This is a genomic window from Paenibacillus algorifonticola (genome assembly GCF_000971975.1).
In the GTDB taxonomy this organism is placed as follows: Bacteria; Bacillota; Bacilli; order Paenibacillales; family Paenibacillaceae; genus Pristimantibacillus; species Pristimantibacillus algorifonticola.
In genome coordinates this window covers 64,082-78,033 of the sequence record NZ_KQ040782.1, presented here as the reverse complement: position 1 = coordinate 78,033, position 13,952 = coordinate 64,082, and the positions used below count along the sequence as shown (strand labels likewise).

Here is a 13,952-nt window from a genome sequence, read left to right as displayed (position 1 = left end):
TTCCTCATAAGGATGTAGAAGGAAACAAGCTCTCTGACAAGCGAGAGGGGGAGGAACGGATGATGGATACGAAGGAAGCGGTGCGAAGGCGCCGTGAAGAGAAAATTAGACGATTGATGGAGCAGCCCGTTCGGGATGGATTCATGCAGGAGCGGCTTTCAAGAGCGGAATACAGTGTTCCGGCTGCGCCTCCGTCCTATCCACCGCTGGATAAGGAGGAGCGGGACCCGGAGAAAATGTGGAAGGAAAGCCCGAATCCTTGGGATGGCTGGACGCAGATACAGGATGATCAGCGAAGCCGGACGAGCCGCATGGACTATCGATATGGAAATGAGTCAGGAGAGCCACCGTATAGGGAACCGCCAGAAGGCGGACGCCCAAATTCATTTTTTCGCGAGCTGCGCTGGAAAATGATTGCGGCTGCTGCATTATTTGCCGGCATTTGGGGCTTATACCAGACCGATCAGGATTGGGCGCTGGAGAGCCGGGCTTATGTAGCACAGGCGCTGCATGATGAGCTTGATTTCGCCAGTGCGGCTAAATGGTATAAAGAAACGTTTGCAGGAGCACCGACGTTTATCCCGATTTTTCAAGAGGAGCAGAAGGAGGCGACGGCTGCAGAAGGTACAGTCAAGCTTCCTATCGTTAGCCCTCTTGAGGGCGGTGCAATCGTACGTACATTTGCGGAGCTGCTGAACGGTGTGGAGCTTGCAGGTTCATCGGAGGAAGCGGTAAATGCGGTGGAAACAGGCAGAGTGCTGGTTGTCTCGGAGCCATCGGATAACGGAGTAACCGTCGTAGTCCAGCATGCGGATGAACGGGTCAGCGTATATGGCAAGCTAGGGTATGCATCGGTTAGCGTGAATGATTGGGTGGAAGCGGGCGACCAGGTCGGAAACCTGCGTAGAGCGAGCGGCGAGGAGCCGAGCCTGCTTTATTTCGCGATTAAGCAAAAAGATCGCTATATTGATCCGGTAAGCGTGATTCCGCTTGGTTAAATGGAGGGGCATTCGCTGGTCGGTGCATCCGTTGTTTGTGCTGGTAATGGCGGCCTCCGTATTAACAGGTTATTTTGTCGAGCTGTTTACATTGTTTTTAATCGTTATTGTCCATGAGGCTGGCCACGTGCTGGTGGCGCGTTATTTTGGCTGGCATATTCGCGAAGTTAAGCTGCTGCCTTTCGGCGGTGTGGCCGAGGTGGAGGATGCGGGCAGTCTTCCGGCTGGAGAGGATGCGCTCGTAGCGATAGCCGGACCGCTGCAAAATGTATGGATGGGACTAGCTGCTTGGGGCTTCGGCCAGCTCGGACTATGGGAGCCCGAATGGTCGGCATACGTCGTTCAGGCAAATATGATGATTGGCTTATTTAATTTATTGCCGATTTATCCGCTTGATGGCGGGAAGCTGCTGCAAGCTGGTCTTAGCTACAGCTTGAACTTTTTTAGCGTCATGCGCTGGACGGCACGCATCAGCCTTGTGCTCAGCAGCTTGATGATCAGCGTTTCACTGCTGGGACTGCTGCGTCCTGGCGGCGGTATTCAAATGAATCTGCTCGTCATTGGAACGTTTCTGTTTATGACGAACTGGACCTATAATCGGAGCATCCCGTATTTATTCATTCGGTTTCTCATGCATCGCGACCAGGTTGTTATCCGCAAAATGGCGCAAGGTGTGCTTGCTAGCCCTATCGTTGTAGATGGCAGGCAATCTGCGGTTTATGCCGTTCGTTTGCTGTGGCGCGAGCGGTATCATCTGTTTTATGTTATGGAGCGCGGCTCCAGCATAGCCAGGGTAGCCCCGGAGCAGCGTGTTGTGGATCGTTATTTGCTTGAGCGCAATCCGAACCGCCCTGTTATTGAGCTTCTTCAATAAGGCGCCAAAAAACAGATAAGGAACTCCCGCTGCGACTTGTGTTAATATAAAGGAAAACGTGAGAGCTGGCGGGTGATGTTTGAGAGATGAAGCAAATGTTGATGCACAGTGACGGAGAAATGCTTCAAACAGCTGTTTTGCAGGATGGCCGGCTCATGGAATTTTTTATGGAACGGTCGGAAAAAAGCGGCCTCGTAGGCAATGTCTACAAAGGCCGTGTCATTAACGTGCTGCCTGGCATGCAGGCTGCGTTCGTAGATATTGGCCTTGGTAAAAACGCTTTTCTCTATATAGATGATTTATTGCATCCCAATTTGGAGAAGCAGCCCGCGACGAAGCCTTCAATTGAAGAGCTCGTGAGGCCAGGGCAAGAGCTTATTGTACAGGTGATGAAGGAGCCGCTTGGCGGCAAGGGGGCCAGGGTGACGACCCATTTTACATTGCCAGGGCGCTGGCTGGTGCTTATGCCGCAGGCTGGATATGTAGGCGTTTCACGAAAAATCGCTGCCGACAGCGAGCGCGCCAGACTGCGCGATGTTGGCGAACAACTGCTTCAAGGCGAGGAAGGCATCATCCTTCGTACGGCTGCCTCAGGTGAGTCTGAGCAGTCGCTTGCGGCTGATGTTGCTCAGCTTCGCGCTAGCTGGGAGCGTATATTAAGCCAGGCTGCGGAGGCAAAGGCGCCAACGGGCCTTCATATGGAAGCGGGGCTGCTGCGGCGAATTGTCCGCGATACGCTAGATATGGAAGTGGAAGAGGTATGGATTGATGATGCATCCCGCCTGCAGGAAGCAGCTGCGCTGCTGAGGGAAATGACGCCGCAGCTCGAAAAACGGCTCAAGCTGTATGACCAGGCCGCCTCGCTTGCCCTTTTTGATGCTTTTGACGTAACCCGGCAGGTGCATGAAGCGTTTCAACCGAATATTCGGCTGGCAAGCGGAGGCTCTCTAGTATGGGGGGAGACGGAAGCTTTAACCGTTATTGATGTGAATACAGGCAAATTTACAGGTGCTACGAATCTAGAGGATACTGTTTTTCGCACGAATTTCGAGGCGGCTGATGAAATTGCCCGGCTGCTGCGGCTGCGTGATGTGGGCGGCATTATTATTATTGATTTTATCGATATGGAAAATGAGCCAAACCGCGAGCGGATTATGGCGCGCCTGAATGAATGGGCGAGGCAGGATCGGACAAAATGCTCGGTCGTTGGCTGGACAAGGCTAGGGCTTATGGAAGTGACCCGCAAAAAGGCGCGAGAGGGTGCGGCGGGCCAGCTAACGGAGCGCTGTCCATGCTGCGGAGGAAGCGGCAGGCAGGCGCAAGTTAAAGTCTAGCTTTGCAAACGACATAGCAATTTGGTGCGCGACAAATAAAACGACCGACGGAGGCTCGCCCTTCATCGGTCGTTTTTGCTTAGGTTTGACGAGCAGCCTTTGCTTGCTTCACTGTATTCAGTGTCGGGCAAATAGATGGCAGGCTCAAGCTAGATTACTCGTTCCTTTGCAAGTATGAGGCGAAGCTGCTAGCTGTGTGCTTCTTTTTTCATAATCGGAATCCATACTTCACAGCGGTAATCCTCGGCGCAAGTATCGCCTTCGTAATAAACCTCCAGCTCAGGACCTCCAGCATGCTCATAACCGGTTCCAGGAAACCACTCTTGGAAAATCCGGCGAAATACGTTTTGAATCGAATCAGGCAGCGGGCCAGTTGAGGTGAATATGGCCCAGGTAGCTGCGGGAACGGTACGGACCGTATATATTTCTTCCTTTTCAGCCACATTGGAATGAACGGAGGTAGCAATCATATAGGTGAACGTTTCTTTATCGGGCTGTCCGTCCAGGCAGACGCCAATAATAGCCCCGTCTCCTTTGGCATAGAGCTCGGCGGGCGCTTCGCTTTGGTTAAATGCCTCCCACAGCTTAGGGATATCGATGAAATTTTGTCCGTCCTTACAGCTCACTTCATAGGACAAGCCTGCAATTTGAAAAGCTTCTTTTTCCTCTATCCGATAATCCATGTCCTTGTCTCCCTTCAATGATAGCTGGAATGAAATGCGGGGGAATGCTTTCAATGAAACGCCGGGTGCTCTCGCTTCCGAAGGTGAAATGCCATGAATGCGGCGAAACGCCTTGGAAAATGATTCTGGGGAATCATAACCGTATTTAAAAGCAACATCTACTACCTTAATGGCGCTTGACGTCAGCTCCTGTGCCGCAAGTGTCAGCTTGCGCTTGCGGATATATTCCGCGACTGTCATTCCAGTAAGCATGTGGAACATGCGCTGGAAATGAAATGGCGACACATAGGCGGCTTTGGCAATTTCGGCGATGTCGAGGCGTTCCTCCATTTTTTGCTCCATCAGGTCAAGTGCATCCTTCATTCGAAGAATAGCTTCCATGCCGCATCAACTTCCTTTGCTCTTAAATAGTAGCATCATCTAACATGAGGCTGCCTGTCATTGCGTGCTGACTTCAGACAGATTAAATGGTGATCGTCGTAATCCGTTCCTTAAGACTGGCCTTATTATACAAAATTAAAAATATGGAGACAATGGAACGTACTGCAAGAAGGCATGCCATAGGCATTTGTGGAGAAAAGAGGTTGCTTGATTCGATTTTGTATGCTAAAATGTTCAAGTATGTCTGATTGTTATATACAGCGGACTTGCAGATACCGCTCCGATCGGGTACAAGCAATGGCAGCCCATGCTGCAATTCACCTGGATTAGGCGAGTCTTCGACAATAAGGAGGTGCACTCACAATGTTCGCAATTATCGAAACTGGCGGCAAGCAATACAAAGTTCAGGAAGGCGATGTACTTTTCATCGAAAAACTGAACGCCAATGCAGGCGAAAGCGTAACGTTTGATCGCGTGTTGGCTGTATCCGGTGCAGACGGTCTTGTAACTGGTACTCCAGTTCTTTCCGGCGCTACTGTTTCTGCTACTGTTGAAAAACAAGGCAGAGGCCAAAAGATCATCGTTTACAAATACAAAGCCAAAAAGAACTACCGTCGTAAGCAAGGTCATCGTCAACCGTACACAAAAGTAACGATCGGCAAAATCCAAGCATAAGAGGATTATTATGATCACGGTTACGATTGTACGAAATGCTGACAAGCGGATTACATCGTTTAAGATTAAAGGACATGCGAAGTATGCGAAGCTCGGCAAAGACATTGTCTGTGCTGGCGTGTCGGCTATATCTGTCGGTACGGTCAACTCGGTTGAGGCTTTGGCAGATGTGAAGCTTCCTTATGTAATGGACAATGGATGGTTATCATCGGATATTCCGGTTTTAGCTGATCAGGAAACCGATCATAAGGTGCAGCTGCTGCTGGAGTCGATGATCGTGATGCTTACTACAATCGCGCAGTCCTACGGAAAATATGTTGTGATTAAACAACAATCTCTTGAATGAGGGAGGGAAATCTCATGTTGAAACTGAATCTTCAGCTTTTCGCTTCGAAGAAAGGTGTAGGTTCCACAAAGAACGGACGTGACAGTCAATCGAAGCGTCTTGGCGCTAAACGTGCTGACGGTCAAACCGTATCTGCTGGAAGCATCTTGTTCCGTCAACGCGGAACGAAAATTCACCCAGGAACTAACGTAGGCATCGGCAAAGACGATACGCTTTATGCGAAAGTCGAAGGCGTTGTGAAGTTTGAGCGTTGGGGACGCGATCGCAAAAAAGTGAGCGTGTATCCAGTGGACCTGGCTCCAGTAGCCGCAGCAGTAGAAGCATAATAGCAGCAAATGCCCCGGCCTCGCGTGTAGGCCGGGGCATTTGCTGCTTAAAGACCTATCGGCTAATGCAGCGACATGTTATACTGAATTAGCTGGGAAACATGCGGAAGAAAGTGGGATCAATGAATGGATCGCATTAAATCGGCAAAGCACATCGCGGCTTTTTCTATTGTGCTCCCGGCTGTGGCTATGCTTGTATGGCCTTCGTCAGTCTGGCTGCTTGTGCTTTTCATGCTTTGGTTTGCGGCTGCTGCAGCCATCTGGATTCGCTCGGAGCGGCGTGAGCATGCGAAGCAGCTTGCGCTTACGATACACAGCCTGCAGGCTGCGGGGATGAGGACGCTTAACCATCATCGGCATGACTGGATGAACGACCTGCAAGTGCTATATGGCTACACACGGATGCAGAAACCGGATAAAACGGTGGAATATGTGGAGAAAATAAGGGCAAAGATGCTTATAGAGAGCCAAATTTCAAAGCTAGGGGAGCCAGCGCTCGTCAGCTACATTCAGGGCTTCCGTACACTGACAAGCTCGCTTGAGCTAAAGGTGGATATTGAGCAGGACTTGAATTTAAATGAGCTGCCGCTTGCCAGCACTGAAATCGCCGAAGCATTAATTGGCATAATGAATAGCTATCGTCTGGCGGTTAAGCCTGGTTTTGGCGAAGTCGCCGTGCTTACGCTGGTGCTGGATTGGGACGGGCAGCAGCTTCACGTTGCTTTCGAACTGGAAGGCGAGCTAATTGACGAGCAACAATTGAAGGATCAAATAAATCAGCAGTTGAAAGGCGCGGCTCTGCAGGCGGTCGATATTGAACATCCGCAGGAGGAAATACGGCTTAAGGCGGAAAAGCGCGCTTGAACGGGGGCACAGCATGTTTGTCGATAAAGCGAAAATATTTGTAAAAGGCGGCAATGGCGGCGACGGAATCGTCTCCTATCGTCGTGAGAAATACGTACCGGAGGGCGGACCTGCCGGCGGCGATGGCGGTAAAGGCGGAAATATTATTTTTCGCGTAGATGAAGGCTTGCGTACGCTGATGGATTTCCGCTATCAGAAGCATTTTAAAGGCGAGCGCGGCGAGCGCGGCAAAGTGAAGAGCATGCATGGTGCGGGTGCGGATGATATGATTGTACGCATTCCTCCAGGCACGATCATTATTGACGATGACTCGCAGGAAATCATTGCCGACATGACACGTCATGGCCAGGAAATTATAGTAGCAAAGGGCGGACGCGGCGGACGCGGCAATACCCGATTTGCAACGATTAACAACCCGGCTCCGGATATTGCCGAGACTGGTGAAGAAGGCGAAGAACGCTGGATTGTGCTTGAGCTTAAGGTAATGGCAGACGTAGGTCTAGTCGGATTCCCAAGCGTGGGCAAATCCACCTTGCTGTCGGTCGTATCCGGGGCCAAGCCGAAAATTGGCGCGTATCATTTTACAACGTTAACGCCGAATTTAGGGGTTGTAGACGTTGGCGATGACCGCAGCTTCGTGATGGCGGACTTACCGGGATTAATCGAAGGCGCGCATGAAGGCGTTGGTCTGGGACATGAGTTTTTACGCCATGTCGAGCGTACTCGCGTCATCATCCATGTGCTGGATATGTCCGGCTCCGAGGGTCGCGATCCATTTGAGGATTGGCTGCAAATCAATGAAGAGCTGGTGCTCTACAATGAGAAGCTGGCTGATCGTCCGCAAATTATTGCGGCTAACAAGATGGATATGCCGGAAGCGGCAGAGCATTTGGAGAAGTTCAAGCAGCAGCTGGAGGAAGTGCGCGGCGAGAAGGAATACCTCATTGTGCCAATGTCTTCATTGACGAAGCAGGGTGTTCAGGAGCTGTTGTATAAAGCAATGGATACGCTGGAGTCGGTTCCAGACGAGCTGGAAATCGAAGAAGTGAAGGATGTTACAGAGCGTAAGGTGTATACGTTCGAGAAACGCGAAGAGTCCAGCTATACGATTCGCAAGGAGAACGAGCTGTATGTTGTCGAGAGCGAAAGCATCGAGAAATATTTGAAGCGCATGAAGGTTACTTCGTATGACTCGGTCATGCGTTTTGCCCAAATTATGCGGAAAATGGGTGTTGATGCAGCGCTGCGTAAGCATGGCGCTAAAGATGGCGATACGGTGCAAATCGGCGATTTCACCTTTGAATTTTTCGAAGGCAGCGACTATATGGCTTAATCGAATATTTGGCACAAGGAGACGGCGCAAGCCGTCTTTTTTATGTGCTCCATCATCCATATTTTCAGAAAATGGTGCTAAAGCTGTTACAGCCTGCTGAAAAAGGTGTAATAGCTTTCAAGCTTATACGATAAACAAGAAGCTGGAAGACGGCGGCCTGACGTTTGCGGATTCGAAGCTTATGATTGAAGGCGCGATCGAGAAAAAGCATTCCTTTTGGCTGCTGGGTGCCGTTGATAGATTTGGAAATGGAGGATGCTGGCCGTTTCCTTCTTTATGTGGTAATATTGCTTTTGCTCGCCATTATTAGGCTTAGCGATTTTATCACGATGCTTGTTCTAAACAGGAAGCTGCTGCTGTCATGATGATTTTTATTTTGAATGAGAGGATGTTTAAACATGAAAAAAAATAGATGGTTTTCTTTATTGTCGGTCGTTATTATAGCGGGTGTCGTGAGCGCCTGCGGCAATAATGCTGTGGGTGGGGCCAATACAGCTCCCCAGGAAACAACAAGTGTAGCGCCAGGGAATACAGAGGAAAGCGCGAGACCCGACTATTTGCCTGCCGATTTCCCGATTCCAGATGATGCGGTTATTATAAATTCGACGGAAAACATCGATGACGGCAAAAAATCGGTTTTGCTTGTTTTCAAGACGAAGGAAAGCTTCGACAAGCTAGGCCAATCGTATAAAGATTATGTAAATGAAAAGAAGCTGGAGGGCGGCGCCCAGACGATAGATGATAAAAATATTATTATTCAGGGGACGATTTCCGGCTCCGAATTTATTTCGATCATCGGCGGCAAGCTGGCTTCTGAAGAAGGCGTTTCCGAGCTTACTGTCAGTTGGATAGAGCAGTAGACTGCGCTGCTCGCGAGGCAGACGATTTGCCGCGATAATCAGACAGTTATATGGAAGTGAATCCGTTCCCTGCAAAGCTTGACTTTGCAGGGAACGCTTTTTTGAGAACTATTCCAGTTAAAAAGCGGATTATCATTTAAACCTATTGCCCCAGTCGTATGATTCCGCTATAATGTCCTTTATAGAAGAACAAATGTCTTTTTAGGGGGGACGGAAGTGACGCAGCGGTATTTTGCTGTACGGGAGGATATGCTGCCGGAAGCCATTCTCAAGACATTGCAGGTGAAGGAAATGCTTGCCAGAGGCGAAGCGGCAACGGTGCATGAGGCAGCCGAGAAGGCGAACCTGAGCAGAAGCGCTTTTTATAAGTATAAAGATGGCGTTTATGCGATGCATCAGCTCAATCGCGAACGGCTGGTGACGATTTCCATGGAGCTGGAGCATCGTTCCGGCGTGCTGTCGAAGGTGTTGTCGCTCGTGGCGGCGCATGAAGGCAATGTGCTGACGATGAATCAAAGCATTCCCCTGCAAGGGCTTGCCCATGTGGTCATTTCAGTTGACGTTTCCCAGCTCAGCGGGGATTTGGATTCTTTAATGGATGTTATTCGCAGCCAGCAGGGCGTGCGTAAAGCCGCCGTAATCGGGCAGGGCTGATGAAATAGAACGTTATATTATTGAAGTATAAATGGAGGGAATCATATGAAACCAATTAAAGTAGGCTTGCTAGGGCTTGGAACAGTAGGAACAGGTGTTGTCCGCATCGTGGAAGGACATCAGGAGGATTTGCAAAGCCAGACTGGTTCGGCGATTGAAATTGCGAAGGTGCTGGTCAGCAATAAAAGCAAAGCGCGCGATATTTCGATCGATGCGTCCAAGCTGACAGAGGACCCTTGGGAAATTATTCACCACCCGGACATCGATGTGATCGTCGAAGTAATGGGCGGCATTGAACAAACGAAACAGTATATTATTGAAGCTTTATCACGCGGCAAGCATGTCGTGACAGCTAATAAAGATTTGATGGCGCTGCATGGACCAGAAATTTTGGCTGTTGCACAGGAGCATGGCTGCGATGTACTTTATGAAGCGAGTGTAGCTGGCGGAATTCCGATTATTCGGACGTTGATTGAAGGTTTCTCCTCTGACCGGATTACTAAAATTATGGGTATTGTGAACGGTACGACAAACTACATTTTGACAAAAATGAGCCAAGAAGGCGCTTCATACTCTGATGTGCTGAAGGAAGCCCAGGCGCTCGGCTATGCGGAGGCTGATCCTACCTCTGACGTTGAGGGACTGGATGCTGCGCGCAAAATGACGATTTTGGCGACGCTTGGCTTCCGTGCCAATGTGGCCCTAGATGATGTATCCGTTCAAGGGATTTCATCGGTGAGCCGTGAAGACATCCAATATGCGAAGCGTCTCGGCTATGAGCTTAAGCTGCTTGGCATCGCAGAGCGTCAGGATGATGAGTTCAGCATCAGCGTACAGCCAACGATGGTGAAGCAAACGCACCCTATCGCTTCGGTTAATGGCGTATTCAACGCAGTTTATGTACACGGCGAAGCGGTTGGAGAGACGATGTTTTATGGCCCAGGCGCTGGCGGCATGCCTACGGCTACATCGATTGTTGCCGATCTCGTTGCGGTTGTGAAAAACCTGAAGCTTGGCGTTAACGGCAAGCAAGGCATTATGACGTATAAGGAGAAGAAGCTCAAGACCGATGAGCAAATTTCCTCAAAATATTTCCTGCTCCTCCATGTAGCAGATCGCGCAGGCGTGCTTGCCCGCATTACTCAAGTATTTGCGGACTTTGAGGTAAGCTTGGAATCGGTGCTGCAGCAGCCGAATCCGGTCAATCCCGAAGCGGAAATTATCGTAATTACGCATGATGCGAATAAAGCAGCGATGCAGAAGGTATTGCAAACCTTTGAAGAGCTGGATGTTATCCGCAAGGTGAAAAGCGTGTATCGCGTTGAAGGTTAAGCCAACACTAGCAATCGAAGGAGCTTTATAACGTTATGAATAACCGTCGTGTAATCGTAAAGGTGCCTGCGAGCACCGCTAATCTGGGTCCAGGCTTCGATACGCTGGGCATGGCGCTTTCCCTCTATGCTTGGGTTGAAATGTCAGTTGCCGAGCGTACGGTTTTGCGCCTATACGGAGACGAAATGACAGGTATCCCCGAGGATAAATCGAACTTGATCTATAAAGTGGCGCAGCTTGTGTTCAAGGAAGCGGGCGTACAGGTACCGGAGCTGGACATTGCGATGTACAGCAATATTCCGCTTACGCGCGGACTGGGTAGCAGCGCCTCCGCTATCGTTGGCGCGTTGGTAGCTGCCAATGCGTTAATCGGCAGTCCGCTGAGCGATGACAAGCTGTTTCAGATGGCGACAGCGCTCGAAGGACATCCGGACAATGTCGGCGCGTCGCTGTTTGGCGGCATTGTCGTGTCCGCTTGGGATGGAGAGCGGGCAGATTATGTCCGTCTGGCGCCGCATGAGAAGCTGGAGGCGCTTGTCGCGATTCCCGCATTCCAGCTGTCAACGGAGAAGGCGCGCCATGCGCTGCCGAAACAAATCAGCATGCAGGATGCGGTATTTAATGTGAGCCGCAGCTCGCTGCTAGTTGCGGCGCTTGCTAGCGGCGAGCTTGGGCTCATTAAACATGCGATGCGGGATCGCCTGCACCAGCCATACCGGGCAGCGCTCATTCCCGGCATGGCGGAAATTTTGGCCAAAGCTGCCGATTATGGCGCGCTTGGGGCAGCTTTAAGCGGCGCAGGCCCGACGCTGATCGCTTTTGTAGAGTCGGACAGCCCTCGCAAGCAGGAGCTGGAGCATTTTCTGCTGGATACGTTGAAGCAGGAAGGAATTGAAGCGCAGACGCTATGGCTGAAGCCATGTGCGGAAGGGCCGGTAGTAACTATAGAGCAGGCAGAGGCTGGCACAGAATCGCTAGGCCTGCTTGAGCGGATTAGAGGAGAGGCCGTATGAGTGCGACGAAATCGGTAGCGTTGCTGCCAGCAGGTTCTGTATCTGATGAAGCGGCACGGCAGTTTTTTGCTGGAGAAGAAGTATCGTGGAAGCATCATCGGCTCATTGCCGATGTGTTCCTGTCGACGGTTAAAGGGGAAAGCGGCTACAGCATTATTCCAATCGAGAATACAATTGAAGGCTCGGTTAGCCTGCATATGGACTGGATGGTCCATGAAGTGGACTTGCCGATTCAGGCCGAATGGGTATATCCTTCTATTCAAAATTTAATCGGCAGGCGCTCTGAGCTGAAGGACGAGCATGGCGTCGTAGATTATTCCCGTGTGAAAAAGGTGATCAGCCACCCGGTTGCAATGGCGCAATGCTTGCAGTTTCTTAGAAGCGAAATCCCTCATGCTGAGACGGAGCATGTTGGCAGTACGTCTGAAGCGGTGCGAATCGTACGCGACAACCCGGGAGCGGGCTGGCTGGCGATTGGTACTTCAAGAGCAGCGGCGAACAATGAACTGGATATTTTGCAGGCGAGTATTACCGACCACAGCAACAACTATACGCGGTTTTTGCTCGTTGGCGAGCAGCCTTATACGGTGCGGCACTCGGATTTCAAGAAGACGAGTATTTTGGTGAATTTGCCGGATGACTATCCAGGTGCGCTGCATCAGGTGTTGTCGGCGTTCGCTTGGCGCCGAATCAATCTGTCGCGTATTGAATCGCGTCCGACGAAGAAGAAGCTGGGCAATTCCTATTTTTATATCGACATTGAGATGTCGCTTGATACCGTGCTGCTGCCAGCTGCGATTTCTGAAATTGAAGCAATCGGTTGTCAGGTGCGCGTGCTTGGCTGTTATCCAAGTTTTACGTATGAGCAGCTTCAGCAGTCGAATGGGTAACAGATGTGGGGATGCGGCAAGTTACCGCATGTCTTACTGGCTGTAAGGATAGTTTAAATGGCTGGATTAGGCCGATTGGATTGAATTTTGCTAAATAGCGAGACGCACAGCTTTCTGGGAAGCTGGCTGCGTCTCGCTATTTTTTTTGCAAAATGGGGGACACCTGCCCATATGCTGCATAGAATATAAAGATTGATAGCAAGCAAACATGCACGGCAGCATTTATGCTTGTTATTTAAAGAACGTGACAGGAGGTTGTCGGCAAGTGAAAATTTATGTAGTGAAGAAAGGCGATTCCCTCTACTTAATCGGTCAGAAGCATCATGTTACGGTTGAGGAGATTTTGAAGCTGAACCCTTCCATTACGAATCCAGACGTCATTGAGGTGGGCATGAAAATTAAAATCCCATCTACTTCCCACGGAACTGGTGGAATGGAAATTATGCACCAATATGTGGTGAAGCAGGAGGATACGCTATGGAAGCTGTCCAAAGCATGGGGAGTTCCGCTCGCCGATATGATCAAAGCGAATCCTCAACTTAAAAATCCCAATGTACTCATGACGGGTGAAATTGTCAATGTGCCTAAAGCGGGCCATACGACGACTACGCCTGATACGGGTACGGGAACTGCAATTGGAACAACGGCGGCGGGCACAAATGGCCACACAGGGCATCACGCTCTGCATCCACTGTCGGTCATGCAAGGCGTACAGCAATGGGTAGGCGGTAAAAAGCCGACAGGGCAAATGCCAGGCAAAACGTCAACAGCACCAGCAGAGGTAAAAACGCCGACCGCTCCAATTCCGACAACGAAAGCGCCAACGGCAACGATCCCGACGACGAAAGCTCCAACGGCGCCAATCCCGACGACGAAAGCTCCAACGGCGCCAATCCCGACGACGAAAGCTCCAACGGCGCCAATCCCGACGACGAAAGCGCCAACAGCACCAATCGTGACGCCTGTCGCTCCGTTGGCAACACCTGCCCCGCAGCCTAAGCCGCTGCCGATTGAGAAGCCAGTCGAGAAAAAGACATACCCGGTTTATTCGCATCATCAGCAAAGCGTAGACTTGTTTATGCAATACGGTACGCCTGCGGTAGAAGCTTCCTCGACTTACCCTACTACAGTTGTATCTCCCGCTGCAACTACTCCTGCTTGGCCGCAATACGGAGGCTACGGCATGCCTACGACGGTATCGCCCGCACAGACAGGCGGCTACGGACATTGGCAGCAGCCGACCATGGTTAGCCCTGTGAGCCAGGGAGAAGGCTATAATCCATGTCCTCCAGGCATGTATCCGATAGGCGGTATGGGTGGTGGCTACGGCTATGGCGGTCAAGTGTCGCCAGCGGAGACGCAAGGTTACGGCTATGGCGGAATGGTGTC

Annotated in this window: 15 protein-coding genes; 14 read left to right on the top strand and 1 reads right to left on the bottom strand. The window is 50.7% G+C overall.

The annotated features are described in order from the left end of the window. The first annotated feature begins 59 nt into the window (after positions 1-59). The 3 genes from WH37_RS04525 (at position 60) to WH37_RS04515 (ending at position 3,206) form a co-directional block, all read left to right on the top strand. Positions 60-998 (top strand): M23 family metallopeptidase, encoded by a 939-nt coding sequence (locus WH37_RS04525; protein WP_046229378.1) that lies wholly within the window; start codon positions 60-62, stop codon positions 996-998. Further along, positions 991-1,872, top strand: a complete 882-nt coding sequence (locus tag WH37_RS04520) for a M50 family metallopeptidase (protein ID WP_046229377.1) — start codon at positions 991-993, stop codon at positions 1,870-1,872. Before WH37_RS04525 ends, WH37_RS04520 begins: the two co-directional genes overlap by 8 nt. Positions 1,873-1,958: 86 nt before the next feature. Next, the gene (locus WH37_RS04515) at positions 1,959-3,206 is read left to right on the top strand and encodes an Rne/Rng family ribonuclease (RefSeq protein ID WP_046229376.1); all 1,248 of its coding nucleotides are present in this window, start codon (positions 1,959-1,961) and stop codon (positions 3,204-3,206) included. 188 nt (positions 3,207-3,394) lie between these two features. Here the strand turns inward: WH37_RS04515 and WH37_RS04510 are convergent, their stop codons facing one another. Further along, complete coding sequence (locus tag WH37_RS04510; RefSeq protein WP_046229375.1) at positions 3,395-4,270, bottom strand: AraC family transcriptional regulator; 876 nt, start codon at positions 4,268-4,270, stop codon at positions 3,395-3,397. Positions 4,271-4,633: 363 nt separating this feature from the next. Here WH37_RS04510 and rplU point away from each other — a divergent pair, with 363 nt between their 5' ends. The 11 genes from rplU to WH37_RS35340 all read left to right on the top strand — a co-directional run. Beyond that, entirely contained in the window at positions 4,634-4,945 is a 312-nt protein-coding gene (rplU, locus tag WH37_RS04505; RefSeq protein ID WP_046229374.1) for a 50S ribosomal protein L21, read from the top strand. A gap of 10 nt (positions 4,946-4,955) precedes the next feature. After that, a complete protein-coding gene (locus WH37_RS04500) occupies positions 4,956-5,291 on the top strand; it encodes a ribosomal-processing cysteine protease Prp (RefSeq protein WP_046229373.1) in 336 nt (111 codons plus the stop codon). A gap of 14 nt (positions 5,292-5,305) precedes the next feature. Continuing rightward, the gene (gene rpmA / locus WH37_RS04495; protein WP_046229372.1) at positions 5,306-5,617 is read left to right on the top strand and encodes a 50S ribosomal protein L27; all 312 of its coding nucleotides are present in this window, start codon (positions 5,306-5,308) and stop codon (positions 5,615-5,617) included. A 126-nt stretch (positions 5,618-5,743) separates the two neighbouring features. Then, complete coding sequence (locus tag WH37_RS04490; protein WP_046229371.1) at positions 5,744-6,481, top strand: Spo0B domain-containing protein; 738 nt, start codon at positions 5,744-5,746, stop codon at positions 6,479-6,481. Positions 6,482-6,494: 13 nt separating this feature from the next. Next, the gene (gene obgE, locus WH37_RS04485) at positions 6,495-7,814 is read left to right on the top strand and encodes a GTPase ObgE (RefSeq protein ID WP_046229370.1); all 1,320 of its coding nucleotides are present in this window, start codon (positions 6,495-6,497) and stop codon (positions 7,812-7,814) included. Between the two features lie 398 nt (positions 7,815-8,212). Next, positions 8,213-8,674: a hypothetical protein gene (locus tag WH37_RS04475; protein WP_046229368.1), complete on the top strand. Its 462-nt coding sequence runs from the start codon at positions 8,213-8,215 to the stop codon at positions 8,672-8,674. A 216-nt stretch (positions 8,675-8,890) separates the two neighbouring features. Continuing rightward, positions 8,891-9,328: an ACT domain-containing protein gene (locus WH37_RS04470; RefSeq protein WP_046229367.1), complete on the top strand. Its 438-nt coding sequence runs from the start codon at positions 8,891-8,893 to the stop codon at positions 9,326-9,328. A 45-nt stretch (positions 9,329-9,373) separates the two neighbouring features. Next, positions 9,374-10,660: a homoserine dehydrogenase gene (locus tag WH37_RS04465; RefSeq protein ID WP_046229366.1), complete on the top strand. Its 1,287-nt coding sequence runs from the start codon at positions 9,374-9,376 to the stop codon at positions 10,658-10,660. Positions 10,661-10,695: 35 nt separating this feature from the next. After that, a complete protein-coding gene (gene thrB / locus WH37_RS04460; RefSeq protein ID WP_046229365.1) occupies positions 10,696-11,673 on the top strand; it encodes a homoserine kinase in 978 nt (325 codons plus the stop codon). Continuing rightward, positions 11,670-12,563 (top strand): prephenate dehydratase, encoded by an 894-nt coding sequence (pheA, locus tag WH37_RS04455; RefSeq protein WP_046229364.1) that lies wholly within the window; start codon positions 11,670-11,672, stop codon positions 12,561-12,563. Before thrB ends, pheA begins: the two co-directional genes overlap by 4 nt. Positions 12,564-12,828: 265 nt before the next feature. After that, the coding region (locus WH37_RS35340) for a LysM peptidoglycan-binding domain-containing protein (protein ID WP_156182225.1) at positions 12,829-13,952 on the top strand (1,124 nt) is incomplete at its 3' end.

What these genes read in the sequence shown, in the direction of transcription:
- WH37_RS04515 (WP_046229376.1), top strand. Translation starts at nt 1,959, where the DNA reads ATGAAGCAAATGTTGATGCACAGTGACGGAGAAATGCTTCAAACAGCT.
- rpmA (WP_046229372.1), top strand. Translation starts at nt 5,306, where the DNA reads ATGTTGAAACTGAATCTTCAGCTTTTCGCTTCGAAGAAAGGTGTAGGT.
- pheA (WP_046229364.1), top strand. Translation starts at nt 11,670, where the DNA reads ATGAGTGCGACGAAATCGGTAGCGTTGCTGCCAGCAGGTTCTGTATCT.
- WH37_RS04465 (WP_046229366.1), top strand. Translation starts at nt 9,374, where the DNA reads ATGAAACCAATTAAAGTAGGCTTGCTAGGGCTTGGAACAGTAGGAACA.
- WH37_RS04500 (WP_046229373.1), top strand. Translation starts at nt 4,956, where the DNA reads ATGATCACGGTTACGATTGTACGAAATGCTGACAAGCGGATTACATCG.
- WH37_RS04475 (WP_046229368.1), top strand. Translation starts at nt 8,213, where the DNA reads ATGAAAAAAAATAGATGGTTTTCTTTATTGTCGGTCGTTATTATAGCG.
- WH37_RS04510 (WP_046229375.1), bottom strand. Translation starts at nt 4,270, where the DNA reads ATGGAAGCTATTCTTCGAATGAAGGATGCACTTGACCTGATGGAGCAA.
- rplU (WP_046229374.1), top strand. Translation starts at nt 4,634, where the DNA reads ATGTTCGCAATTATCGAAACTGGCGGCAAGCAATACAAAGTTCAGGAA.
- thrB (WP_046229365.1), top strand. Translation starts at nt 10,696, where the DNA reads ATGAATAACCGTCGTGTAATCGTAAAGGTGCCTGCGAGCACCGCTAAT.
- WH37_RS04490 (WP_046229371.1), top strand. Translation starts at nt 5,744, where the DNA reads ATGGATCGCATTAAATCGGCAAAGCACATCGCGGCTTTTTCTATTGTG.
- WH37_RS04525 (WP_046229378.1), top strand. Translation starts at nt 60, where the DNA reads ATGATGGATACGAAGGAAGCGGTGCGAAGGCGCCGTGAAGAGAAAATT.
- obgE (WP_046229370.1), top strand. Translation starts at nt 6,495, where the DNA reads ATGTTTGTCGATAAAGCGAAAATATTTGTAAAAGGCGGCAATGGCGGC.